32 protein-coding genes are annotated in these 23,041 nt (G+C 47.8%); all 32 read right to left on the minus strand.

Translation table 11 applies throughout. The annotated features are described in order from the left end of the window. Positions 1–15: 15 nt before the first annotated feature. The 32 genes from EZE20_RS06660 to EZE20_RS06805 all read right to left on the minus strand — a co-directional run bounded on the left by EZE20_RS06660 (position 16) and on the right by EZE20_RS06805 (position 22,949). Complete coding sequence (locus tag EZE20_RS06660; RefSeq protein WP_132115816.1) at positions 16–819, minus strand: hypothetical protein; 804 nt, start codon at positions 817–819, stop codon at positions 16–18. Next, positions 782–1,267 (minus strand): DUF5675 family protein, encoded by a 486-nt coding sequence (locus tag EZE20_RS06665; RefSeq protein ID WP_132115818.1) that lies wholly within the window; start codon positions 1,265–1,267, stop codon positions 782–784. The genes EZE20_RS06660 and EZE20_RS06665 overlap by 38 nt, the downstream gene beginning before the upstream one ends. Before the next feature lie 39 nt (positions 1,268–1,306). Next, the gene (locus EZE20_RS06670) at positions 1,307–2,035 is read right to left on the minus strand and encodes a hypothetical protein (RefSeq protein WP_132115820.1); all 729 of its coding nucleotides are present in this window, start codon (positions 2,033–2,035) and stop codon (positions 1,307–1,309) included. After that, positions 2,032–2,421, minus strand: a complete 390-nt coding sequence (locus EZE20_RS06675; RefSeq protein WP_132115822.1) for a hypothetical protein — start codon at positions 2,419–2,421, stop codon at positions 2,032–2,034. Before EZE20_RS06675 ends, EZE20_RS06670 begins: the two co-directional genes overlap by 4 nt. Positions 2,422–2,425: 4 nt before the next feature. Further along, a complete protein-coding gene (locus EZE20_RS06680) occupies positions 2,426–4,207 on the minus strand; it encodes a hypothetical protein (RefSeq protein WP_132115824.1) in 1,782 nt (593 codons plus the stop codon). 16 nt (positions 4,208–4,223) lie between these two features. Further along, a complete protein-coding gene (locus tag EZE20_RS06685) occupies positions 4,224–5,204 on the minus strand; it encodes a DUF6712 family protein (protein WP_132115826.1) in 981 nt (326 codons plus the stop codon). After that, complete coding sequence (locus EZE20_RS06690) at positions 5,191–6,516, minus strand: phage portal family protein (protein ID WP_132115828.1); 1,326 nt, start codon at positions 6,514–6,516, stop codon at positions 5,191–5,193. Before EZE20_RS06690 ends, EZE20_RS06685 begins: the two co-directional genes overlap by 14 nt. Continuing rightward, positions 6,516–6,779 carry a hypothetical protein gene (locus EZE20_RS06695; RefSeq protein WP_132115830.1) on the minus strand — a complete coding sequence of 88 codons (264 nt, stop codon included), beginning with the start codon at positions 6,777–6,779 and terminating at the stop codon, positions 6,516–6,518. The genes EZE20_RS06690 and EZE20_RS06695 overlap by 1 nt, the downstream gene beginning before the upstream one ends. A 238-nt stretch (positions 6,780–7,017) precedes the next feature. Beyond that, complete coding sequence (locus EZE20_RS06700; RefSeq protein ID WP_132115832.1) at positions 7,018–8,613, minus strand: hypothetical protein; 1,596 nt, start codon at positions 8,611–8,613, stop codon at positions 7,018–7,020. Beyond that, positions 8,606–9,130, minus strand: coding sequence for a hypothetical protein (locus tag EZE20_RS06705; protein WP_132115834.1), 525 nt, complete (start codon positions 9,128–9,130; stop codon positions 8,606–8,608). Before EZE20_RS06705 ends, EZE20_RS06700 begins: the two co-directional genes overlap by 8 nt. A 153-nt stretch (positions 9,131–9,283) precedes the next feature. Further along, entirely contained in the window at positions 9,284–9,853 is a 570-nt protein-coding gene (locus tag EZE20_RS06710; protein ID WP_132115836.1) for an AAA family ATPase, read from the minus strand. Positions 9,854–9,993: 140 nt separating this feature from the next. Then, positions 9,994–10,158: a hypothetical protein gene (locus tag EZE20_RS23980; RefSeq protein ID WP_165933428.1), complete on the minus strand. Its 165-nt coding sequence runs from the start codon at positions 10,156–10,158 to the stop codon at positions 9,994–9,996. Continuing rightward, complete coding sequence (locus EZE20_RS23985) at positions 10,155–10,331, minus strand: hypothetical protein (protein WP_165933429.1); 177 nt, start codon at positions 10,329–10,331, stop codon at positions 10,155–10,157. The genes EZE20_RS23980 and EZE20_RS23985 overlap by 4 nt, the downstream gene beginning before the upstream one ends. Beyond that, positions 10,331–10,522, minus strand: a complete 192-nt coding sequence (locus EZE20_RS06715; RefSeq protein WP_132115838.1) for a hypothetical protein — start codon at positions 10,520–10,522, stop codon at positions 10,331–10,333. Before EZE20_RS06715 ends, EZE20_RS23985 begins: the two co-directional genes overlap by 1 nt. A gap of 272 nt (positions 10,523–10,794) precedes the next feature. Beyond that, positions 10,795–11,073 carry a hypothetical protein gene (locus tag EZE20_RS06720; protein WP_132115840.1) on the minus strand — a complete coding sequence of 93 codons (279 nt, stop codon included), beginning with the start codon at positions 11,071–11,073 and terminating at the stop codon, positions 10,795–10,797. Continuing rightward, positions 11,070–11,288 (minus strand): hypothetical protein, encoded by a 219-nt coding sequence (locus EZE20_RS06725; protein ID WP_132115842.1) that lies wholly within the window; start codon positions 11,286–11,288, stop codon positions 11,070–11,072. The genes EZE20_RS06720 and EZE20_RS06725 overlap by 4 nt, the downstream gene beginning before the upstream one ends. Before the next feature lie 137 nt (positions 11,289–11,425). Continuing rightward, entirely contained in the window at positions 11,426–12,238 is an 813-nt protein-coding gene (locus tag EZE20_RS06730; RefSeq protein ID WP_132115844.1) for an N-6 DNA methylase, read from the minus strand. A 244-nt stretch (positions 12,239–12,482) separates the two neighbouring features. Beyond that, positions 12,483–12,842 (minus strand): DUF6876 family protein, encoded by a 360-nt coding sequence (locus EZE20_RS06735; RefSeq protein WP_132115846.1) that lies wholly within the window; start codon positions 12,840–12,842, stop codon positions 12,483–12,485. Between the two features lie 75 nt (positions 12,843–12,917). After that, on the minus strand, positions 12,918–13,766 hold the full coding sequence (locus tag EZE20_RS06740) for a hypothetical protein (RefSeq protein ID WP_228713609.1): 849 nt from the start codon (positions 13,764–13,766) through the stop codon (positions 12,918–12,920). 191 nt (positions 13,767–13,957) lie between these two features. Then, positions 13,958–14,374, minus strand: a complete 417-nt coding sequence (locus EZE20_RS06745; protein WP_132115848.1) for a hypothetical protein — start codon at positions 14,372–14,374, stop codon at positions 13,958–13,960. A 182-nt stretch (positions 14,375–14,556) separates the two neighbouring features. Continuing rightward, positions 14,557–14,991, minus strand: a complete 435-nt coding sequence (locus EZE20_RS06750; RefSeq protein WP_132115850.1) for a JAB domain-containing protein — start codon at positions 14,989–14,991, stop codon at positions 14,557–14,559. 218 nt (positions 14,992–15,209) lie between these two features. Then, a complete protein-coding gene (locus EZE20_RS06755; RefSeq protein ID WP_132115852.1) occupies positions 15,210–16,076 on the minus strand; it encodes a hypothetical protein in 867 nt (288 codons plus the stop codon). Positions 16,077–16,144: 68 nt separating this feature from the next. Then, positions 16,145–16,885, minus strand: coding sequence for a GREB1-related protein (locus tag EZE20_RS06760; protein WP_132115854.1), 741 nt, complete (start codon positions 16,883–16,885; stop codon positions 16,145–16,147). Continuing rightward, positions 16,882–17,496: a ParB/RepB/Spo0J family partition protein gene (locus EZE20_RS06765; RefSeq protein ID WP_132115856.1), complete on the minus strand. Its 615-nt coding sequence runs from the start codon at positions 17,494–17,496 to the stop codon at positions 16,882–16,884. The genes EZE20_RS06760 and EZE20_RS06765 overlap by 4 nt, the downstream gene beginning before the upstream one ends. 75 nt (positions 17,497–17,571) lie before the next feature. Then, positions 17,572–17,910 (minus strand): hypothetical protein, encoded by a 339-nt coding sequence (locus EZE20_RS06770; protein WP_132115858.1) that lies wholly within the window; start codon positions 17,908–17,910, stop codon positions 17,572–17,574. Positions 17,911–17,924: 14 nt separating this feature from the next. Further along, positions 17,925–18,686: a hypothetical protein gene (locus tag EZE20_RS06775; RefSeq protein ID WP_132115860.1), complete on the minus strand. Its 762-nt coding sequence runs from the start codon at positions 18,684–18,686 to the stop codon at positions 17,925–17,927. A gap of 21 nt (positions 18,687–18,707) precedes the next feature. Beyond that, complete coding sequence (locus EZE20_RS06780) at positions 18,708–18,923, minus strand: hypothetical protein (RefSeq protein WP_132115862.1); 216 nt, start codon at positions 18,921–18,923, stop codon at positions 18,708–18,710. A 265-nt stretch (positions 18,924–19,188) separates the two neighbouring features. Then, the gene (locus EZE20_RS06785; protein ID WP_132115864.1) at positions 19,189–19,644 is read right to left on the minus strand and encodes a hypothetical protein; all 456 of its coding nucleotides are present in this window, start codon (positions 19,642–19,644) and stop codon (positions 19,189–19,191) included. Positions 19,645–19,681: 37 nt separating this feature from the next. Further along, positions 19,682–20,350, minus strand: a complete 669-nt coding sequence (locus EZE20_RS06790) for a hypothetical protein (RefSeq protein WP_132115866.1) — start codon at positions 20,348–20,350, stop codon at positions 19,682–19,684. Positions 20,351–20,427: 77 nt separating this feature from the next. Further along, positions 20,428–21,441 carry a hypothetical protein gene (locus tag EZE20_RS06795; protein WP_132115868.1) on the minus strand — a complete coding sequence of 338 codons (1,014 nt, stop codon included), beginning with the start codon at positions 21,439–21,441 and terminating at the stop codon, positions 20,428–20,430. Positions 21,442–21,503: 62 nt separating this feature from the next. Continuing rightward, positions 21,504–22,037: a hypothetical protein gene (locus tag EZE20_RS06800; protein WP_132115870.1), complete on the minus strand. Its 534-nt coding sequence runs from the start codon at positions 22,035–22,037 to the stop codon at positions 21,504–21,506. Positions 22,038–22,082: 45 nt separating this feature from the next. Then, on the minus strand, positions 22,083–22,949 hold the full coding sequence (locus tag EZE20_RS06805; protein WP_132115872.1) for a S49 family peptidase: 867 nt from the start codon (positions 22,947–22,949) through the stop codon (positions 22,083–22,085). Positions 22,950–23,041 lie beyond the last annotated feature (92 nt).

The following is a 23,041-nucleotide window of genomic DNA, read 5'->3' on the forward strand; positions in this document are numbered from 1 at the left end:
ACAGAAAAGTTAATCCTATTCCGCCTGCATCAAACGGTTTGCTTCATCCGTCTTTACCTTCTTGTGCGATAAATAGAGCCAAATGGTATGGATATTAGTCTCACAAACGGCGTCAAAATTACCGTGAACACGATTCTCAGCCACATCTTCAATGGTTGAAAGCCAGCCCTCGCCATTTTGAAAGAGCTGCCGGGTGCTTTCATCCGATTCGTAAAGCTTCTCATAACGCCGGATAAAGGCATTATTCATTTCCTGCCAGTAAAGCAGTACCGGTATGATCTGCTGAAAATTTAGCTTCCTGAACCGTTTGGCGCGCTTTTGCGCTCGCAGCGAATTGAAGACCTCCCGGTTCTCACCGTTGTAGGAGGGAAGCCATTGCCGGATCCGCCAGCCCATTCGTCTTGGGCGAAGGATAGTACCCAAAAATTCAAAGAGGGCTTCCGGATTTGGAGCCCTGGGATTGCTGAAAGCCAGATACTGAATGTTGGCCATGGCTACTTCAATCGTCGAGCTGTCGGCATAGGTGGGCTCAGGCAAGTAGTACCGGCGATGTCCGACCCTTATAAAAGGATAGGGTTTTTCTTTGAGTGGCTCGGAAATAGCCCAGGCAAGACTGGAATACAGATCCTGCCGGGCCAGCAGGGGGAGCGAGCTAACCTTAGTAATGCCACTCAGGATTTCTGCCAAATGATCCATCAGGCGCAGGGTAGCCGCAGAATCTTCATTGGCTTTGACCGTCAGCACTACGGGCAAGGCTTTTAAAATCTGATTCCGGCTACAATCAGACCAGCATTTCGGCAGGGTTTTTCTCATCTTCATAGGCTTCAACGATTTCCCACCATACTTTTTCTTTTCGATCCAGAGCCGCCACTATTTCATCAAATAGCGGGTCAAAGGCTTTTTTGCTTTCCCACACGCAAAACTCCCCATCTTCCTGCCCGTAGGACAAACCTACAATCAGGCATCCCCGGGTGTCCCGGATCCAGTTTCCCTTGTGGGCATAGATGTACTCGAAGGCCGGCACGTTTTGAAGCCAGGGCAGTTTTCTTTTGAAGGCCGGAGACACTCGCAGCTTCACTTCAAACCGGCCGATTGGAATAGCCGTTTGGCTATGGACCTTAATTTTCAGGAGTTCAGCCAGTGTCATGGTGGACTTTAGTCCCCGGTCCTTGTCTTCAAGAATGTAGCCTTTCCAAACACCGTTCACCCAGTATTTGGAAAGCGTACTGTTCTCTTTTTTCAAAATTCGCTTTTGGAAAATTTCCATACACTTTTGGAAAATAAAATACGATACATGGAAAAATTCTTACACTTCCGGCTTTTTGGTGCCGCTGGGCAGGTACTCGGCAAGCTTCTGCCAGGCCAAAAGAAAGATGGTCTTTTTACCAATGGCCGCGTAGTTTTCCTGAACCGACCAGAATTCTGCCGCCATCATGGCCACCAGTGCGGCATATTCAAATGCGTGAAAGACGGTCACCTCCTGATCCTTGACCTGGAAGTGAGCCAGGCCGTGCAGGGATCCAAGCATGATCAGGTAGTACGTGATTTTTGAGAACGTCTTATCCTTGAATACTTTGGAATTTGGCGTGGGATTCACTCCTGGATTCAGGTTATGAAGATACTTCACCCGCTTAATGCCTGCCATGGTATCGTAGGCAATCATCAAGAACAGGGAGGTTAAATACCGAAAATCGGCGAAGATGTAGATCTCCACAAATTCCACCAGCCAAATACCCAGGCCTAAAAACAGCGCAGCAAAGGTCGTCCAGGGATTATCGATCAAAAAAATGCAGTAATTCTTACCCGCCAGGGCGATACTTTCAAGGTAGTTTTTCATAAAAAAATTGCGGTTAAGGAAAGGGGACCAATAGGCCTGCTGCAAATCCTTCCGCTCTGCCCCGCCATAGTATCCATTTTCGTTTCTTTTTTTCATTTTCAAGGGCACCTTCAAAGGAGCGTTTTTCCAGCAGTCGCAACAGGTTTGTAAATCGCAGCTCGTTTCGCAGGCTACGGTTTTCTTCTCTAAGGTTCTCATTGGCTCTGGTTTGAACGCGGTGCATGGGTTTCAGACTTTCGTACAGGATCAGGCTGTCCAGAAGCGCGTCCTGAATCTGCTGCCCGGATACGGGCTTCAATAACTGCCCGCAGGCTGTCCCGTTTGAAAGCCAAAGCAGGACTGCCACGAAAAATAAGCTGCGCCAGACTGTCGTGAGAAATCCTGGCGGCCGCATACTTCTGATCATAATAGTTGACGGAATCATGTGCAATACGTGCTTTATTGGAATAATGGGTCAGGCTGTCGGCTGACATTTCCAGCTGAGTTTTGGGAGATTTCTGCTGGCAGGTATTCCAAATCCAGATAAGTAGCCACACCGAACAGAAAGTAATCAGGATGCAGAAAAGAAGTTGCCCTGGTTTCATGCGCTCAGTCTTTGCGGGCTTCTCCCCAAAATTCATCATCCACCGGTAGCAGGTAATTACCACCCGTCCAGCTGGGGGCAAAAATGTCTTTCCCCTGCCAGTAGGCGGGAGTGATAGAAACTTCGGTCACGGGCCGGTCCAGGCGAACGTAAGGTTTGCCGATGAACTTTTCAGACAAATAGCGCAGGTGCGGCTCCATCCCCCTGATTTCAGTCGGACAAAAGGACATGCTCAGGTGAATGACCTGAACGCCGGCCACGTAGCTTTTCTCAAACTCCCGTTCGAGTTGTCCCAGATTGATACCGGTGCAGTAGCCGTCACTCGAAAGATCAAAGGGGTCATATTCAATCATGCTTATTTTTCCCATCCCCAAATTGATGGCGTTTACAAGCTGCTTGCGGGAGTTGTCCCACCGGTCATTTCCATCTGTACCAAACATCCCATCAGCACTTGCCGCCTGACTGACAAAATTGGCATGCAGGTACCAGGCGTTCTGAGGCGATCCGGCGTCCGGATACGAATACACCGAAAGAATTTTTCCTGAGGATCCATCTTTAACGGCTTTGGTGAAATTCTCAAAATACCGGGTGAGTGTCAGGGATATAAACCGGGCAAAGTCTTTTCCAACCTCTGTTCCCATGTCCAGAGCTGCACCATTTTCCCATTCCACAATGTAGGGCCGGGCGTAGGGCAGATTCTTTGCCTGCCGGAATTTTCGGAATCCTTCCTGAAATACGGGTTCAAAACCAGTGATTTCCTTAGATCCGCCGTATCCTTCACCTACCACAGGATTGGTAAATTCTTCGGCACTTGCCGTGCCAATGCTCAGGTAATAGGCTCCTTCGTAGGTATTTAGTTCAGCTGCTAGCTCCCGGACAGCTAGATAAATTTTTTCATTCATCAGCTCGGAAGCCAATGAGCCCATGCGCTTATCCGTCTCGATCTCGTGTTGTTTGCCCCTGTGACCGGTAACGTAGTGATCTTCCGGAATAAAATTGTCGCCTTCTTTTCGCCACGGCCAAAACAGTACGGATAGTTTCAGCCCGCGCGCACGGCAGTAAGCAATCACTTTCTGAAGGCCTTGCCTGGTAAAGTTGCCCGGAGTCGGTTCCCACTCATTCCAGCGGATATTGAGCCTGATGCCGGTAATGCCATAGCCCCATTCGTACTGAAAGGCGTCGATGCGCTCGGGCCAGTCGTGATGAAGGCCATTCTGGGCAGAAGGCTCATAACCAAATCCGGTGAGGTTCATGAATAATTCGTAGGTTCCACGCTCCGCAGAGACCGGTGGAACCACTCTATCCGGAATCACTACGCCGGTTTCTTTTCCGGGAATCAAAAACTCTTTTTGATCAGAACCGGTGCAGGTACTACCCGATAGGGTAAGGGTGTAAATCCCCGGTTCGAGCTGGGAGTACTGGACCTGAATCACGCTCGAGCTGGGCCTGATCTGGCCGGAGCGGACGAGCTGGCCGGCCTTGCTAATCTGAAAATTCAGGCCGAACACATTCTTTCCGTGAAACTGGACTCGTGCCGTGGTTTGACTGATTTCAAAAATGCTTCTGATCTCAGGTCCGGCTTCACAGGGCAGCAAGTCAGGATCCGTAATCACCGGAGGTGTTACGGGAATAGTGGGCGGTAAGCCCGGACGATTCAGGACGGAATCAACGTAGGTTTTCACCCAGTCCTGACTGGCAATTTTGCCACTGGGGAAAGTCAGCGTAGTTTGGGACTGAGCGGCCACAGGGCCCAACAGGAGCAGTAGCCCCCACAACATTTTTTTCATAGCTAATAGTTAAAATTTAAAATCCGTAGTACTTTTTTTCGGGGCTATTGTTGATTCTACTGCCGTTTCGTTTCCGGCTGGGCTGGTAGAGCGTGGATCCGTAGTATTCAGCAAAAACCTGCTCGCTGGCATGATCAGTGAGGTAATTGACCAACCGACTTTGGAATTCCTGCTCCTGACTCTGGCATTCCATCCGCATTTCCGACCGCCTTTCAATCGGCAGGATGTCCTCATTACTAATGCCGTCCGTTTCTGACAGCAGCCGCCAATCCTCACTCACGTTCAGGAACGTGATGCTTTGGGCAAAGGCATGGTGTACCAGCGCAAACCGAAGCAGTTCAAGCGCTTCGTTCTCCGCAGATGTCCATGCGGAATTGTCAGCTACCAGCCGGTTTTTCCAGGAGGTATACAGGGCGTCGCCCAGGAGGGGTTTGATGTAAAACTTTTCGGCTTTCCGAAGGTAATCACGCAGGGCCAGGTAGATCCGGCGAGAGTGGCGGGCCGCTGGAAAGTATGCGGTCATTTCGGTGGCCGAACCGATGAAAAGTTCTTTGGACAGGGTATAGCTTAGCGAGTTTTTCCACGTGGTAAAACTGGCTTTGTTGCTTTCCAGATATTGCAAAGCCTGTTCAAGGGCCATATCTGCCTTATTGATGGCTTCCTTGCGGGCGGCCACGATCATCCATTTGCCGGGGGACTGCATGTTGGCTCCTGAAGGTGCCTGTTTACCGGCGTCGGAGGTGTGCAGCACCAGCCGCATGCCGCCCAGAAGATCCGCATATTCGGCAATAGCCATTCGGAGCCAGTCCAAAAGCGTGCTTTGTTTATCGCTAAGGGTTTGGGCTTCTGACAGCTCGTCGTAGAGCTCCTGTCCAATGGCAGGAAGGATGTAGAGCATTTCGGCCTGTTGCACAAAGGGTTTCCACGTCCGCCAGTTCATGGTTTGCTGAATCCCGCCGATGGACTCTTTCAGCTGCTCAATACTATTTATCAGCATCTTGCTCTTTGGTTTCGGGTTCGCTATTGGGGTTGTCCGGAGAGCTTTTGGGCGTGACGTCCTGGGTGTAGGAAGTGATTCGGTACACGTAGGGAATCAGGTTTTCGGCCACGCCGTCAATTCGCATAGCGAACAGTACGGGTTTGCACAGCAGCTTCTTGTCAAAAATGGTCATGTAATCCTGCATGTAATTGGCAGAAGCCACAATCTCTTTTCCACTCGTGCCCAGCTGATTGCCGATGGTGATGCCGGCCAAATCGGGCCGAACACCGTGGGCGCTGGCCTGCACCTGATTGGCCACCTCAAACATTTTGATGAAGGCTTCGTCATTAATTGGATTCTGGATGGGCGTTACCTTCACTCCCTGAATTGTGCGGCCGTCGATGGTGATTTTAGAGAACGTAAACAGGATCTTGTTGGCCTTGTCGAGTCCAATGAGGGTATTGGATATTTCATCCAGAACCTTGTTTCTCAGCTCGTCCTGCTCCTCCTGTGTGGATCCATCCTGGTCAAAGTAATCATCCGGGATGTCCACGTGATGCGTCAGAAACGCGCCATTCTCAAAGGTTGCGTCGTAGTAATCCGTAACCCGGTTGGAAATGGAGGTCCATTTGGCCGAGCCCCACCACGGCTCAAATCCGTAGTATTTCTGACCCGGTAGCGGATGCTTCACATGGATTAATGCCTGAGCAAATTTGGTAGGAGCTGACGGATCAAAGGCATTGACTTCCTTGTAATCGGCTTTGGGTACCTTTTTCTCGTAGCCAAACCGGGGGCTGATCAAATACTTTGTCACCTTATTTGATTTGGCTTCGGGCCGTTTGGCCCGCACTTCCATGGCATCTACCACTTCCAGAGACTTCACTTTCTTGTCCGTGGTCAGTGTCAGCAGTACATTAAGCTCGCCACAAAACGCAATCTGGTAGGAGGCCGCGGCCAGGTACACTTCCAGATCCAGGCGCTCGTGCCACTGGTCAAAGGCAGGATCCAGTACCGGTACGTATTTAAATTCCCTGTTGACAATTTCCTTGCGGTGGGGCCCAATGCCCAGCCCTCCAATGAAGTTTCGGCGGGTGGTGATGAACTGCCACTTGTTGGGGCTTTCGGTAGCAAGCCGGTGCATGACCAAAAGCTTGTCATCATTTTCGCCGCGTCTGACGTATTCATTGGCCGCCGATTGCGTGGTGGATGGTTTTTCCCCATTGGCAAGATCCACCGCTTTGGAGGCATCCTTTCCAAAGGTTACCAGCACACCCGACTGAGGAGCGTAGCTTGCCACGTACACATTTCTCGAAATTTTTTTAAAACTCATCAGTACAGGTGGTTAATGGCCTGGCCGTTGAAAGTCAGCAGAAAGTCTATGTACACATCCAGCAGTTGGTTGTTGGATTGCTGAATCAGTTTGAGCGTACCCGACCGGTTCATCCGTTTGCGTTCACCGCCAGCCGAGTGGGTGGATGTCCGCAGCATGCAGGATTTTTTTTCTCCCCAGCTTCCATCGACCTTTCGATAGGTAATGTTGAAAACACTTCCTGGCTTATTGACTTCGGACAGTACGGCACTCAATTGGATCATCTTCGTACATTTTTGATACGGCAATGATACTTCCGGCCTTTATTTTAAGGTAGGACACAAGTTTTCCGGCACTTTTTGCAGTCCTTTTTTGGGTAGTAGGTTGATTTTTAAGGCCTTGCCCAAAAATCAATCGTTTTTTAAGCCAGTGACGCAGAGTAAGCTGGCCCGCACTTTACCATAAATGGCAATTGCCAAAATCAAAAAAGGGAATATAGGTTTGGTGATCGGGTCAGCGGCCCTACCTCGAATGGATGAAATTGCGTTGCCGGCGCTGCATGTTCAGATACTTTTTACACTTGACCCACAGCCAGTAGTCCAGCGCGTCGGTACCATCGGTCGCGTACTCGCGGTTGCGTGCCCTGGTCTCACTTGCTTTGTCTTTCTTTGCTGTGTTGCCTTTGCCTTTCTTAAAGGTCTTGTCGGTAGTGACTGGTGTCTGTTGGATGTTGATGACCAGTACTTTGTTGGTGTTCTGATTGAATCGCAGCCTGGGGGCGCGTGGGTTGTTCTCTTCCAGTAGTAGATTAATGAGGGTATACTTTTCCTGATGGTTGGGATAATGAGTGAGCTCACGCCGGAATACACGCCACCCTCTTTTGTGCAGCACGTCACAAAGGATGTTGTAGAAGGGGCGGTTTTTGTAGGAGGTAGCGGCGCTGGTAGATCGCCCACCCGGATCACCATATACGTATACGTCCTTGACCTCATTGCTTTCGTAGGTGTCGCAGAACCAGGCACCTAATTGTTCAATGATGCTGGTGTCCTGATCCTCCTTGCTGCCGGTGGGCTTTACGTACTTGGAGTTGATGACCCGTAGTTCCTTACCTATTTCCTGACCAACAATACCCCATACAATATCCGAGTTGAAGTCAAGTGATAGATCAAGGGGCATATCGCTCAGGTAATCGTTGGAGCGAAACAGGACCAGGCCGGTTTTATCATCATCCTGGTAGGTGTAGGATTTTGAGTAGCAATGTTTGACCGAAGAAAAGCCGTGGTAAAAACCGTTGGGAAGTTTTCCCAAACGAAAGTTCAGTACTTCGACCTCAAATTCAAGCGGTTCGAGTTCCTGGCTGAGCCGCTGTTCATAATCATCCGGAAGAACATCCTGATTGTCTTTGAATGTACTTTCCAGAAAAAGATACTGCGGGGGCGTTTCCTGTAATTGCTCAGGATTCAGGGTTGCCCGTTCTTCGAGCATTTGCATCCAACGTTCTTCCACCTCATAAATCCACATGCCTTCCTGACTCCATGAGGCCGAAGAGAAATCAAAGAAGCCATGGTGCCAGGGATGGCTGGCAAACTTTGCGTACTTGTTGGCACGCACGGCCGGCTGAATGACTTTCTTGATAAAGTCCGGATTCATGGTAGCCGACTCGTCCACCAGAAACCCATCCAGATTCAGCCCCCGGTGGGTTTCGGGCCGGTCCTGACTGATGAGCCGGAGCGTAAAGCCGTTAATGAAGGTGATGCAGTATTGATAGCCCAACCGCCCCACCTTTTTGTAGGGAGACACCCAATGATCAGGCGGTTTGACCCCGATGACATAGGTACCGGAAGGGTTGATTTTGGCATTGAATTCGGTAAGGCCCATCATACCCAGCGCGTCGCGGATGGACGGAATCACAATCAGGTCGAGCTGTACGTAAGTCAGCCCGACCATTGCCCAGGTAGCTTTGGGAAAGTGATTGAACAAAATCCCTATGGCCATGCCCATGACCGTTGATTTCCCGGATCCACGGCCGCCGATGAAGCTTTTGCGCTTGGCCCGGGACCTGAGAAACTTGATCTGCTTGTCGTTGGCGTGTACTTTCCGAACCAGTTCCTTACTCATCGAGATCGAGCTGTTTCTTGTACACGTTCACATTATTCACAAAAATGAACTTGGAGGCTTTCATGAAATCATTTGGATCCAGGCCGATATCTTCGGGTTCATTGAGCCTTGCCAGATCGTCACCCCGTTCGCGGGCTTTTACGGCTGCTTCCAGATTTTTCTCTTTCAGCGCCATATTGGCAATCAGGTCATAGAAGGCAATGGAGGCCGACCGGCGACCGTCGCGGTCTACCTGATCTAGTTTGCCATGAATGAACTTTGCTTCCTCAAAAACATACCGGGCCTGCCGCTCCTCGATGTTGTAATCTTTCATAAGCATGGCCCGCACCATATCTTCGGTTCGGCCCATACAGTACCAGCTCCACGCTTTGCGGTACTTTTCCAGCATATTCAGCTGAGTACCATTCAGATCAGCCGTTTCCACCTCCTGATTGTAGTATCTCAGGTAGATATCCAGCTTGCCTTCATCAATTTTCAGTATTCGTTTGAGCCTGCCAATGCTCTTTACATTTCCCATGCATCATTATTAAAAAACCACACTGCTAGATACAATGTGGTTTTTTGGGGCAGTAGGACAGGAAAAAGTGGCGGATTTATAGCGGTTGCACTACATTTCTTGAAACTGTATACAATTAACAAAAGAGAGCCCCAATCGGGGGCTCTCCTGCATTTAAAATAACCCCATCCCATCTGGATCCTCAATCGCCTTCATCGCTCTTCTTTTGTACTCATCTTCGAGATACACATCCGCAGGATTCTCCAATTTGGCGCCTTCCCGGAAGAAATGTCCCCATCCACGTTTCAGCATTCGTCCACGTTCGTTGTGCTTGTCGTAGGCAAAGTCCGGCACGTCCAGCCTTCGGATTTTGTGACTCATCCAGGCCCATATCAGCGCCCAGTCAATCAGTCGGCTTTTTCGGGATCGGCACAGGATAAATATCGCATGCGTCATAAACAGCCTTTGCGGCTCATTTTTGTCTTCTTTCTTCTTTGCCTGTTCCTTAAACATGGAATACAAAGCCCAAATCTCTGAGGAAATGGATGGGTTGGCCAGCCCCACATCCTCCGAGCTCATGATCCGTAACCTTTTCCATACATATTCACTGTATCCCGAATTGTACAACTCAACCGCCCAGTACAAGGCTTCTTCTTCCAGACCCCGGCGAATGCATTTTTGCATGGCCGAACTGATTTCAAAGAAGTCATACCCGTTCACGGTCGTAATATCATATTTGCCCATTTATTCAATTTTTTGGTATTGATTGATAATCTATTTTCTCTTTGGCATGCATCCGAATAATGCCTACATTTGTCCCGCTTAGATGTTTAATTGCAAAATTAGACTCACAGGAGGCCCGCCGTCAGGCGGGCTCTTTTGTTTTAAAACAGCTTGGTTTGATCGTCCCGAAAAAACAGCGGAAGATCTGTATAGCCCTTTTTCTGATCACGCCTGACTCCGCCCACCGCGGTGGGTTGCTCTACCATCAGTTCCCGGAGCGCTGCCTGCTCTACCGGCGTTAACTTTTTGAAATCTTTCTTTTTCATCCTCTTTTACGTAGTTTGGATAGTAGGGTAGACTCGTTTACTTTACCTTTCTGAATTCCCCAGGAGAGCCTTAAACTCATGGAGAAACTGACAACTCCCCGGTGGAAAAGCCCCCAGGCTCGCTGCATAATCAGCCTTAATTTGGCTCGTAGTTTTTCGCTGATATTTCGCATCAGCTGAGCGTTTGCAGGTAGGAGACTCCCAGTTGCCGGGCTTTCCGGGTGGCTAACCTTTTGGCTTTGCCATACACTGCCATGAAAATGAAAACTTCGTCCTGGATCTGGAAAGCCCAGCACCCAAATCCTCGGGGCCCTTTGCCGTGTACTCGCTTGTACTTACTCGAATCGACGCTTACATGTGCCATTTGCTTTGACGTTTAATTGACTGATATTGAGATGTTTAACTGATATAAAGATCTCCCGACAGAACGGATTTAAAAAGCGTCAGTCCGTTTATTTTTTCCTGAAAATCAAGTATTTAACCAGTTTTTTTGAAAGGTTTTTCGCCCCTAAGAATTGCGCTGCGTGGGGGTTGATAAGGCTCTATTTTTTTGGGATGAATGTAGAGCCACACAAAAAAGCTCCCCCGAAGAACCGGGAGAGCGTATGGCCTATTAAACAAGGTGAAATCTGAGAATCAGGTGGGCAGCCCAAAATGCCGTTTGATCATTTGGATAGCCATTTCGTACAGCTCATTACCCAACAGATCCAGCGCCTGAGCATTAAGCCTGTTTCGTTGTGCTGACTCGCCCGGGCTGTACATGGGTTTTCCAGATCCATAGCGTTCGTAGTCCTCAAAATCATCGTCAGGATGGTAATTGGCCTTTTCCATAATGATTATCTGTTGTAAAAAATCTATTGCATCCTGCCGGGTTTCTATCGTAGCTGGCAGGCTATTATTGAAATCCTTTTTCATATGAAGAACACCTCCTTTTCTGTAAAGCAGATAAACTGTTTAGGTTTCCCGCGATAAAAGCAAATCCCGAATGCAAAGTCTTCCCTTTGGCTCATCACAATGATGTTGCGGCATTTCTCAACCTGATTACATTTTACAGGCGGTTTATCAATAAAATTGTAGCCTGCGGATCTCAATTCATCAAGGGCAACTTTTGCGTCTGTTATCGTTTTCATACTGATTAACTGATTTAAAATGAGTTACTTAACTGATATAAATATCTCCCGGCAGAACGGATATAAAAAGCGACAATCCGTTTATTTTCAGCGTTTTATAGAATTAAATAACCTTCCAGTCCGGAAGGCTATTCCAATCAAAACAGTGATAGCTGACCCGCCCGCACCTGGGTTTTCAGGGGTTCAATGACTGGTTTGGATACAGGCTCTTTGGGTTTTACTTCGGCTTTTACTTCCAGCTTTTGTCGCCTTCTTTCCCAGTGCTGCATTGTTTCGCTTTGCTCTTTGGTAATAGGTTGCAGGTGAGGAATGGGAGGTATCCCGAATTGGTGGAAATAGTTGATTTGGTAGCCGAACCACCACTTGTCCAGGGCGATGGAGTCCAGGCAGCACACTTGCCCCTGACAGCCGTGAATGGCCATGTTTAAGGCAGACATTTTGGCGCAAATCGCATCCAGATCTTCTGCATAAAGATAATTACCGGGATTAAATGCATTGAAGGAAAGCAATAGCCGGCCACTGCCTGAGGCCGGATCATTGACTCGTTTTCCGACCGGCCGGTCTTTGCCCTCACCCGTTAGCTGAGTCATCAAATCGCACAAGTCCGGTGGTGTAAAGAACTGCCCCATCCAGCTGCGTTTGCTTTGGCTTGCCAGATATTCGTAGATGGTTCCCAGGGCATCAAACCAGCTCGTAGGACTATCAGTCACCAGCTCATCCATGACCTTAAACCATGCGAGCAGCAGTTCCTGCATTTTGGGGTACGCCTTTTCGTATTTCTTTTCCAGGCGCTGAGCCAGCTCCTTATCTCCTTCAACCAAAAAGCAGGCGATTGCATAATCAATCCAGTCTCTGAATACCTCTGAGGGATCGTATCGGTATTTCCCCATTTCCCGCAGGACCCGTATCATTGGCTCAACGCTTCGGGGAGCATCTATTAAATAGCTCATAGTTGCTTTGTGGTTTGGAGGGTTGAAAAAGCGTCAAAGCTCGAAATAGCTTGCATTTTGCAGGTGCTTGCTCGTTTATGCCATAGCTGTGCTAGCAGAAAGCAATGCCTGTACAGCCAGTACAATCTGTTAGGTTCGGATGCAATGCCGTAGAATAGCATTGCTTTATTTTTGGTAGATAAATGCATTATGTCTTTGGATTGAAATGAAACAAAAAAGGCCCCGATCGCTCGGGGCCCGTTACTCAGTATTCGGAGGGTACCATCATGATTCCATCCACGCACCAAAGCGTGAGCAGGTCATGATCAAAATGCGGGCTCCATACGCATTGGGAGACAAGCGTTTTCCCGTTGCCATCATCGCAGCGTACTTCAAATTCACCCTGTTTTTGCCGCAGGAGCTTCCATACCTGAAAGTAGTTTCCCACCACTCCCTGTGTGAGTTGATGGCTGGCAATGATATCCAGTAGCCAAAAACATTGCTGTTCTTCGGCCACGGCCTTTGCCCCATCGGTAAACCACATCCCGGGCAACCAGTGCTGGTACAGATTTTCGGTACCGCAGTACTGCTGATACCTTTCGTTTAAATTAAATTGAACTTCCATTTGCTTAGATATTTACTGTAAAAATGAAATTGGATTAAAAATGAAAGAGCCCCGAATTTCGGGGCTCTGGGCGGATCAGAACGGCAGGTCAGCTAACTCCTCATTGGCCGGTACCAGATGGCACATTTTCATTAGGTGGCTTACGTAATAATCTTTGATCCGGAAAGTGGTCACTGCCTTGAACCGCTCCTCGATGCGCTTGATCAGCAGCTGGGCGGGATTGACGAAGGAGCCGGGTTTGTGGCTTTTGATGAAGTCAATGGCATCTTCAAAGGTCAGCGGTTGATTGAGCAGGCTCATGCTGTTGATTTCCTCCAATTTTACATCCAGAGCCGCTGCATCTTTATTCCACCACTTTTTGTTGATGTCTCCCAGATGGTTTTTGTCTCCCCAGCGTTCGAAGTCTTCCTTACTGATTCCGGTTATCCATTCATTTAGGATTGTTTCCTTGCTGACCCAATTTTCTGCATTGGCCGTTACCCGTTGCCATAGACAGGCTAGTTCGTAGGGGTTTTCGCTGTTTGCAACCAGGTGCTCATCCATTTCGGTTTCGGGCATGCCTTCCGGAATTTCGGTAGGACGGTTGGCCAGGTGAGCCACGGTGTAGAGTTCCAGTTTGGCGCAAACCAGTGCATCCAACTTGTTAATGTGCATCCGCCGTCCTACTTCCGTTGCCCAGTCAAAGTAGTCTTTTTCAGTTTTGCCAGTGGCTTCCAAAAAGCGGTCGATGTTTCGGCGGGTAGGCACTTTGGGCTGGGAAGGTTGAACCATGGGAGCCACTTGACTTTTCTCTTTAACCACTTTTGCAGTTACCTTTTTCTCCACTTTTTTCTTTGGCGTTTTGGCTTTCACCAGTACGGTGTTTTTTACTTTGCGAGCACTTGATTTGGCTACTACCGAGGCATTCACTTGTACGTTCTCCATCTTGCTTAGTTGTTTTAATTGACTGAATATGTGATTGTTAACTGATATAAAGATCTCCCGGCAGAACGGATTAACAACACCACGGTCCATTTATTTTTCCAAAAAATCAAAGTTTTTTTTACCGTTTTTGACCATAAAAAAAGGCCCCGTTTCGCTTGAAACAGGGCCTTGAAAGGATTGAAAACTAGACATTATTTTGCAAGTATGGCCTTCAAAGAAATCTCTAATGTGAAATAGACGCACTCCCCATACTTTGTACGGAACCACGTGTAATCATGGTGATTTTTAGACATAAATTTGGCGGCAATTTCCTTACGAACTTCCTCTGGAATAGCCGTGGCTTCCTTCTCAAGTATTCTTAAAGCTGCCCTTTCAATTGCCGAGGTAGCATATACTCTTGGAAAAGGCTCCTGCCCGAATTCGCGAGACATTGAAAAGTCCCGCATATACAAAACAAGTACCTTGTTTCGTCCCAGGTAAACCAGTGATCGACTGTCGGTTTTGTCATTGTTTTTTACTTTTGCATGCTCGCAAACTTCTGCTCTTATTTGCTTGATAAATTCAATGGCCCGAGGACTGGCAAATTTTCCGAATGATAACGTTTTCATAGTTTATTTGTCTGTATATGAGATGTTTAACTGATATAAAGATCTCCCGACAGAACGGATTAACAACACCACGGTTCATTTATTTTTCCAAAAATTTAAAGTTTTTTTGCCGTTTTTTTGACCATAAAAAAGGCCCTGTTTCGTTAGAAACAGAGCCTGGAAAGGATTGAAAAAAACAGCTGTTAGATGAAGCCGCAATCGGACATTGAATTGAACCCCCCTACTGAAACTATGAGGTGATCCAACAGAATAATGTCCATCATTTTTCCAACCTCCTTTACCTGTTTGGTCAACCTGATATCCGATTCACTGGGTTGCAGGTTACCGGATGGGTGATTGTGAGCCAGAATAATCCCGCAGGCGGCACATTTGAGCGCGATGCCAAAAAGAATTTTTAAATCCACGATGCATCCTGACATTCCCCCGCTGGATAGCTTTTTGTATCCTACAATCTCGTTGGCGCGGTTGCAAATAACGAGGTACATTTCCTCCTGAAATTCGATTTGATCCGACCATACATTTCTAAGGAATCTTTCGGCATCCTTACTACAGGTAACTTTGACCCGGTCTTGTTTGGCTGGTGGCTGATACGAAACTTTAATTTCTGCTAATTCCATCGTGCTTAGATAGTTAACTTGCTTTATGTGAGTTATTTAACTGATATAAAGATCTCCCGACAGAACGGATAAACAACGCAAAAACCTCATTTTTTTGGTAAAAAAATGAGGTTTTTTTGCTTGATTTTTCAGGAAAAGATGCCCGTGAGAATTGCGCTACATGGGGAATGGTAGAGGTTTGAATATATAAGCCAATTGAAATTTAATCAGACAGTTATTTATGGATGATTCGTTGGGTCATTGATTAAACTATTTAATGTATCATCAAACGAAATGTAGGCTTTTGATGCAAATGCTTTAATGTCTTCATCTAGGATTTTATTTTCAATAATTTCGTTAAGAATGGATTTTAATTCCTTTACACCAGGTTCTATTCCCTTAAATATCATCCCAGGATTGTTTCTCACTGACGAGTCATAATAGTCCTTTATTAATGGAATTGCAGAATAGGTAAATGAAATTGCATCTTTTAACCTACTAATGTAAATAATATTATCAGGATTAATTATGTATCTCAAATATGATATTTGAAGTCCTTCTGCAATCAAATTAATCCCTAATGATTTTTGAAATGGAAAAGGAATATACTTAATATACTGGTGAATTTCATAAACTCGATTGAGTAAAGAAGAAATATTTTTACTGTTGATTTCTATTCGTGTGTTGAGACCATCTTCCAATGAATCTACTTTGCTTTCAAAATCATCTAGTTTAGAATTTAGTGTATTTTTTAATTCTTTATTTTCTAATGAGAAGACTTCTATTTCTTTTCCAAATTTACTGATTTTAACGAGCGGCTCCTTAAAACTGATATAACCAACTACTGAGATTAATATTGCAATAAATATTGAAGCATATGAGAAAAAGTTCCACTGCTGCTTAAACATATCATGGTATTGAGTTAATTCCTTTCTTGTATTGACCATATCCCTTACGGTACTATCCAATTTCGTTTGTATAACCTTATTTTGTAGCTCTAAGGAATATATTGCCTGCTCTAATGAGTCAACCCGAGGGCTGATAGTAGTCTGAGCCTGACCCAGGGATATGATGAGACAAAAGGCGAAGGTAAAAAGTGCTTTCATAGGAAGATTGGCAGGGTTATGTAAAAACCCCCGACTACTCGCCGAGGGCTTACTTTGGTTTTATGGATTCAAAATGGCAGTTTCAGGCTTTTCTGAAACGGATGCCGTAAGTTACTTTTTCCAGTCGATTTCCGCAACTCCACCACGCTCCCAAACACCTTTTGAAGCAGTAAAAAGTCCTTTTCTTCATTTTCCACGTTTCTAAACTCGGCCAGTCCGCCCCGGTTCGTGAAAGTGTCCTTTTGGGCCCAATAGAACCTCGTGTCCTTCCAGATTAGTCTGTGGTGGTGCGCATTAAGGAGCGATATCCAATAATCTTCGTTACAGATGATATCCGGACTGTACCATAGCTTTGACCCTTCCAATACTCCGTGGGCACAGCCGGTGACGTATCCGCTCAATTGGATAGGATTGAGGCTATTAAATGAAATGGGTGTAGGAGAGGAGCTGAACCCGAAAAGAAAAGCTCCTGCCTTGCGAGCCGCATAGCCCGTCATTTGGATAATCTCGTAGGCAATTTCCGGATCCACCACCGATTCTTCACCTTTTTCAGTGTAGATCCGTGACAAGTGATCTATGTCATCATCTAACATGAAACAATCTCCCACGTGCTTAATAATCCAGTCGCGCTTGCGGCTGAGGCCTTTAATCGAATCCGGATGCACAATGAGTTCAACCCCCGGATTACATTTTTTATAAATTTCCGCCTGACTTTCTTCAACGCACAGGGCAGCGCCATATACCGCGCTGGTCGTTCTGATCCGGTTCCAGCGCTTGTGGCTCGGGATCACTATTTTGATGTCTTTCATTTGGTGAGAGCGGCAATTGCCTGTTTGGCGTGGATCACATGGGTTGTCCCGATCTTGGAACTTTTGTAGCATTTGGTCCGGTCGAGCCCAAGCTTTTCGGAGACGTGATTGAAGTCAATTTCATTCTGGCAAATGATCACGATCGAATCGAATTTTTCCGAAAATTTTGCCACAATGGGCATTTCAGGCTCTTCAAAGTGGGAGTCGCTCAATTCTTCCAGTGCCGCATCCAGGCTGCCAAGGTCAATCCCGTAGGTAGCAAGATCCACTTCTTCCGAAAACTCAGCCTTCAATAGTTCCAGATCCCATTCTCCAAAGTGGCTGTTCTCAATGATCGACACTTCCTTGAATTCTTTTTCGGTGAGTTTCCGGCTGGCAATGTTTACGTTGATGGGTTCATTGCCCAGGCCCAGCTCCTGCAAAACGGTCAGGCGCTGATGACCACTGATGATCGTACCGTCCGAATCAATGACAGGTGGCGTGATCAACCCGTAGGCTTTTAGCTTTTCTTCAAGTTCTCTTTTGCGGGTAGACTTTATTTTCCGCGGATTCTTGGCGTACGGCAGAAGCTCGTTTGGGCGCCGCTGCCCAATCTGAAAAAGATCATTCATTTGTAAAACTCAGTTAGTGTACTGCCTCAAAGAAAGCTTGCACCTCTGAATTTCATAAGGACAAAAAATGGCCCTTCAATCCGTTGAAGAGCCATCGGTAATTTTTCCTTTGAAGGATTTTTTCAGGTTTGAATTTCCGCCTTTTCCACTCAGTTCATCATCATCCGTCACCCACCACCACTCAAAAATGAAAAAATTATCCATTTCTTCCGGAATATCAAAGACAAAGAGCCAGGCCCGGCCGGGCTGAACCAGATCCGGCGTCACCCGCCGCGTAATAGTTTCCTGATTAACCCGTTTAAGCCGAACCATCACTTCTCCCCGTCGAGGCAGTGGAGTGGTGTTGACGACCCGGAAAACGGCCTTAGGCAGCTTTTGGGTCTGTACCCGTACATTCATTAAATGATTTACCATTAGCCGGTTTTAATTTATAAGGTCACAAACAAGGCCTGCATTACTTCCAGCTTTGCCAATCCAACCGCAATCTTCCGTTCGTATTCCGTTTTTTTAGCTGAGGTCTTAGCGGCTGATACTTTAGCCGGCCATTTGTGTTGCACATTGATCGCCATATTTTTGATCATCCGGTCGAGCTCGAATTTATCCCTGGGCAGCTCGGCAGTAAATTTGGTGGGAAACAGGGCGGTATCCTGCGGCGGTGCGCTTTCCGGCAATTGCCCGTTTCGTTTCACGTACCAAATCCGGTCGCCCAATTCTTCCCATTGCCTCCTTAAATTCATGATCCGCTCGGTGAGCTCAGGACAGGGCACCGAAGCCGGTATCTGTTGGAGTTTCATGGAAACATTCCGCTTTTCCACATCGAGGGTAGACCGCTGTGCTTCCAGCTCCTGAATGTGGCGGATCATTTCCGGACTGAGTACCACTTCCGGTGCGGCAATTGCCTGTTCAACCTTCGTGGCCCCAGGTACGTAGGGCTTTTCGGTTGTTTCCCTGACTTTATCTGTTGAGGCAGGAATATGTTTTCCAAGCTTACAACTCACCCGCCAGGCCGCTTCTACTTCCTCAGAGGAAGCCTTACCTGCCCGATGACGTAATTTCAACAGTTCCCAGTTTGCCTTCGCCTTGATCCGTTCTTCCAGAAGCTTCTTTTCGTCCATGATCCAAAAATCATTCGGAAAACTGGCAATTGCCAAGACAAAAAAATGCTCCCGATCCTGGAAAGGAGGGAGCATAGCACCTAAAAACAACACGAATTAAATCAACCCTAAAAAATCTTCGACCGTTTGCCGGTATCCCACCGCTTCCAGCCAGCCCACCGGATCCTCATAGTGATCCTTTTCGGCGGTCATTTCAGCGCAGTAATCATTGTATTCATGCAGAGCGTTTTTCAGCTCCTTTACATCAATACCCCTTGATCTGAGAAACGGGCCAACCCCTTCAAAGGGTAGCTCCTGAGTAAGAATTAGCATAAAGATACCGGTTGGTCACTGCTAAACTCACTGTTAAGACAGAGACGATGGGGTACTTACAACCCCATGCCAACCGGCAAGTTCTTACCGGTTCGTCTCTGTACAATAATATTAACTGAGCTTAGCGGGGGCAATATACGCAAAAATCCCGCCTGGTGGAGCGGGATTCTGGTTGTAATCTGCATCAGAATTTAAAGAAATTCCTTACTCATTGTCTTTCAGGTGCATTCTTGGGTCACTGATGTCGCTATCAACCGGGTCAGGGTCAGACTGCTCCATCTGGTTTTTCAGCGCTTCCAGCTGCCTTTTTGCTTTTTGCTGAATTTGTTCTTCCCAGGTCTTTGCTTTTGGCAGTGTCTGTGGCTGGATCATCTCCGGCTCCTGCGGATCCTCCGGCATTGGAGGAAGGTCCTGACTCTCGCCGGGTACTGCCGGATCTTCCGTTGGCTCCGGAGTTACTACCTCCGTCTTTATTGGAGTCGATGCCTGCTCTACCTTCTGGGTTGGAGATATCGGCTGCGTCTTTGGTGCTTGCTGAGTTTTGCTCATCGCTGTTTGTAGAAGTATTAAGTTTGAAATAACGAGTAAAGCCCAAAGCCATCAGGGCGTCAATCGTTTTGTCCTGCAATTGATCATGGATTTTCACAAAGCCGAAACCCGGCACACAATGTCCGATTCCTTCTTTGGGAACACCCATGATCACATATTTTCTTTGCTTCATTGCCTTTGCCTTAAAAAATGGATTTAGGATTTAACCCTTAAACGCCTTCGGTGGCAATTTCGAGCTCAGCTACCTGGGCAGTTGCCAAGGGCAGAATATCCCACACAAACCCGTCCTGCTCGCCCTTCATGGTAAATCCACGCTTGTCATTCCCTTTCTTTCCACCCTTGAAGGCCTGCTTTACGAAAATTGCGTTGTCGCTTGATCCAACCACGGCATAAGTTCCGTCGTTCATCTCGACAATGAATACCGCGCCGGCATTCATGTACTTTTCAAGCTCAGCCTGAATCGCTTTGGAGAATCCAGAGAACATAAACTCAATCGCGTGCTTATAGCTCTGAAATCCGGGATCACCCTGTTTTTCTGAACTCACCTCGATGGTTCCGTCCGGACATTCATACCTGGCCCACTTGGTTGCTTCCGGATCCAGCGTTGGAACCGAGGTGATTTCTCCGCCCGTAATATCCGATCGTTTGGGCCATACGCCGGTGATGGATTTTGCCAGAGCTACCAGCAGCTGACGCGTGCCTCCGGGGTTTCCCGTTTGGTGGGAGGTAGCATCCAGGGTTGCAAAATTCAAAACGGCACCCAACACCAGGCCACTCGCAGCGGGATCACCCAGTACGTGGGCCAATACCTCATTGGGCAATACAACGGCTACCGCGAATACCGCCAGAGCCACTAAAACATTCATAACCTTTTTCATAAAATCAATGTAAAAAATAGATGAAATAACTTGAAAACAAGCCCCAAAGCATAGCTGATGCTTTGGGGCGTAGAGTTTTATTCCTCCGGTTCGGCGACATCGCCCATCCAGAAAAGTTCACTGATGGCCCAGTCCATTCCTACCTGAAAATCGACCATGTAGGCCAGTGAGCGGGTACGCTTGTCGTAGTCAAACTCCAACCGCGTCTGATCGCCTTCATCATCATAGAGCCAGGCCAGGTTCTCACGAGTCGTGATCACCGGGGACTCGAACTTAGTGGCGCCGGTAATGGCCATGCCGGGTTCAACCACAAATTCAATCATGGTTCCCTCAATTTGCATTTTATCAAAACCCGCATTGTAGGGGCTCGTGCCATATTGTTCGCGGTAGTGGCGCTCGTAGGCCTGCTTGTATTTAAGAGGCGTGATACATACCAGATCTTCATAAAAATAATCAGAAGGCACCATGTCAATGATCTTCTCAATCTCGGTCACGCCGTTGGCGGCCGTGATGGCATTGATTGTGGCAATTTGTCCGGCCGTAATTCCTCCCGATGCTTTTTCGGTGGCAAGCTTGAAGAACAAACCGTCCATGGTATCCACGGCAGCGGTACCGGCTTCATTCCGCACGCCATTGATCAGCGCAATATTCCGAAGGTCTGTCATCAGGCGGTCGAACACCTTTTTGATCACTTCCGCCTCAAACGGATAGGTAGTCCGGTCAATCTTGCCGCCGCGGATCTGACCAAAGTACGACTTGTACATGGCCATGATCGTGGTTTCCTTCATGAGCAAATCCACCTTGCAGGGCTTCACCTTCGCTTTGCGGGGTTTGAGCTTTACCGCGTTGTTCTTGGGGTTGAAGCTGTCTTTGGCTCCGGGCTGGAGCACGCTGTCAATGTAGAGCTCCGTCAGGACCACTTCATCATTGCCCACTACGGGCATCATGTAGTCCGTAATGGGTTTGATGGGCGTACCTGGCCGGCCAGCCAGACCACCGCTGTAAATCTTTGAAAAAATGTGATCCTTATTGTCCCGGGCGTAGTCTGTCGCCGTAGTGGCCAATAGTGATAAATCTACTGAATCTGCCATAGCTAATAGAAAAATTAATAATTGATAAAAACTCGTTGAAATCGGTAATTGACCGGCAATTCCTAGTTATTCCAGGGCGCCTTTTGCCAGCTTTTGGTTTCGGCCGGGCCAACATCCACTGCGTCAGCTGTACTGCCGGAGCCAACTTCGGCGGTTGCGTATTCGTACCAGCTTTTCAGGACGCCGTACTCGGCTTTGGTCTTGTTCCAGGCGCCTGCATCAGCGCGCAGCTGAGCCAGTTCATGGGAGGCAATGGATTCCATCTGTACACCCGCCAGGGCCGGTTCTTCCAGTGGCGTTTCCTGCTCAGAATCCTCCGTCGTTTCTTGAGCTGCTTCCGGCTCTGGATCTGTGGCGGCGCTTTCTTCTATGGCAGGCGGCACTTCTTCGGTTTTGTCATCCACCTGTACATCAACGGCTTCCAAAGTAGTGGGCGAGGGTGGGGCAGTGGCTTCCGTATCCAGGCGCCCCTGAATGGCCTGGACATCCTCGGTAAGTTCGTTGAATTCCTCGGTGCTGAGTTTTTCACTCAAAGCCCGGTTGGATTTTGGGAACAGGCTGGCCAGCAGTCCTCCCAGAGTTATTGGTTTTGTCATGGCTAATTGAAAAAATTGATACTTAATTATCGCAGAAATTGAATACTACACAGCTTTTTTTCGGGCGAGCGTGATGGCATCTCCCAGGGTACCGAGCCGGTCCACAAGACCTTCTTTGAGTGCAGCTTTCTTTTTGAACATCCGGCCGGTCAGTACGTCATCACTTTTGAGTTTTCCCGCTCTTCCACGCCGGACGTAGCCGTGAAAGGCTACCATGGCTTCATTCAGATCCGTTTGAATTTGTTTTTCCAGCTCGGCGGTCAAAGGCTCTATGCCATTGATCAATGCCTTTTCCTGGGAACCTTTGGCCCGGTAAATAGTGACTGCCAACCCCTCTCTTTCCAGGGCGGCGCTTTGATCGACGTAAACCATCAGGACTCCAATCGAGCCTACCTCACTGGAAATGGAGTTTTCCAGCATGATCTCATCGCACTGACTGGCCACAAAATATCCGGCGCTGGCGCAGTAGTTGGTCCAGGCGATAATGGGTTTGGAGAAATTCCGAATAATGTCCGCCAGCATATCGGTACTATCGACCGTACCGCCCGGTGTGTCGAGCTTCAACACCACAGCTTTGACTTCTGGCTCACTATCAGCTTCCTGCAAAACGCTGGCAATGCGTTCATTGCCGTAGCCACAAAAGCCGTAGCGGCTCATGGTCCCTTCCACCGGGATGACGGCAACATCACCACCGCCCGTTCTCAGAAAATTCCGCAGATACCACCGGTCTTCATTCCATCCGCCTTTCTCATCGTAAGGAGAAATTTCGTAGCGAAGTCGTGAGGAAGCCTGATTTATATGCGCTGGAATGGGGTCTTTGCCTGCAATTAGGCGGGGGAGAATGATTCCCTGCATGCGGGAGGCAAATGGTTCATCAATAAACCACATGCCCGAAAAAGTTTCTGCCGTCACATTACCGTACGTTTGATTTTACATAAATCGTCAGGTACGAAATAGCAGAATAAGAAGTCAATAGATCAGGACAAAAAAAAGTCAGCCCGGCT

The organism is Arundinibacter roseus (assembly GCF_004348825.1).
Classification (GTDB): Bacteria; Bacteroidota; Bacteroidia; order Cytophagales; family Spirosomataceae; genus Arundinibacter; species Arundinibacter roseus.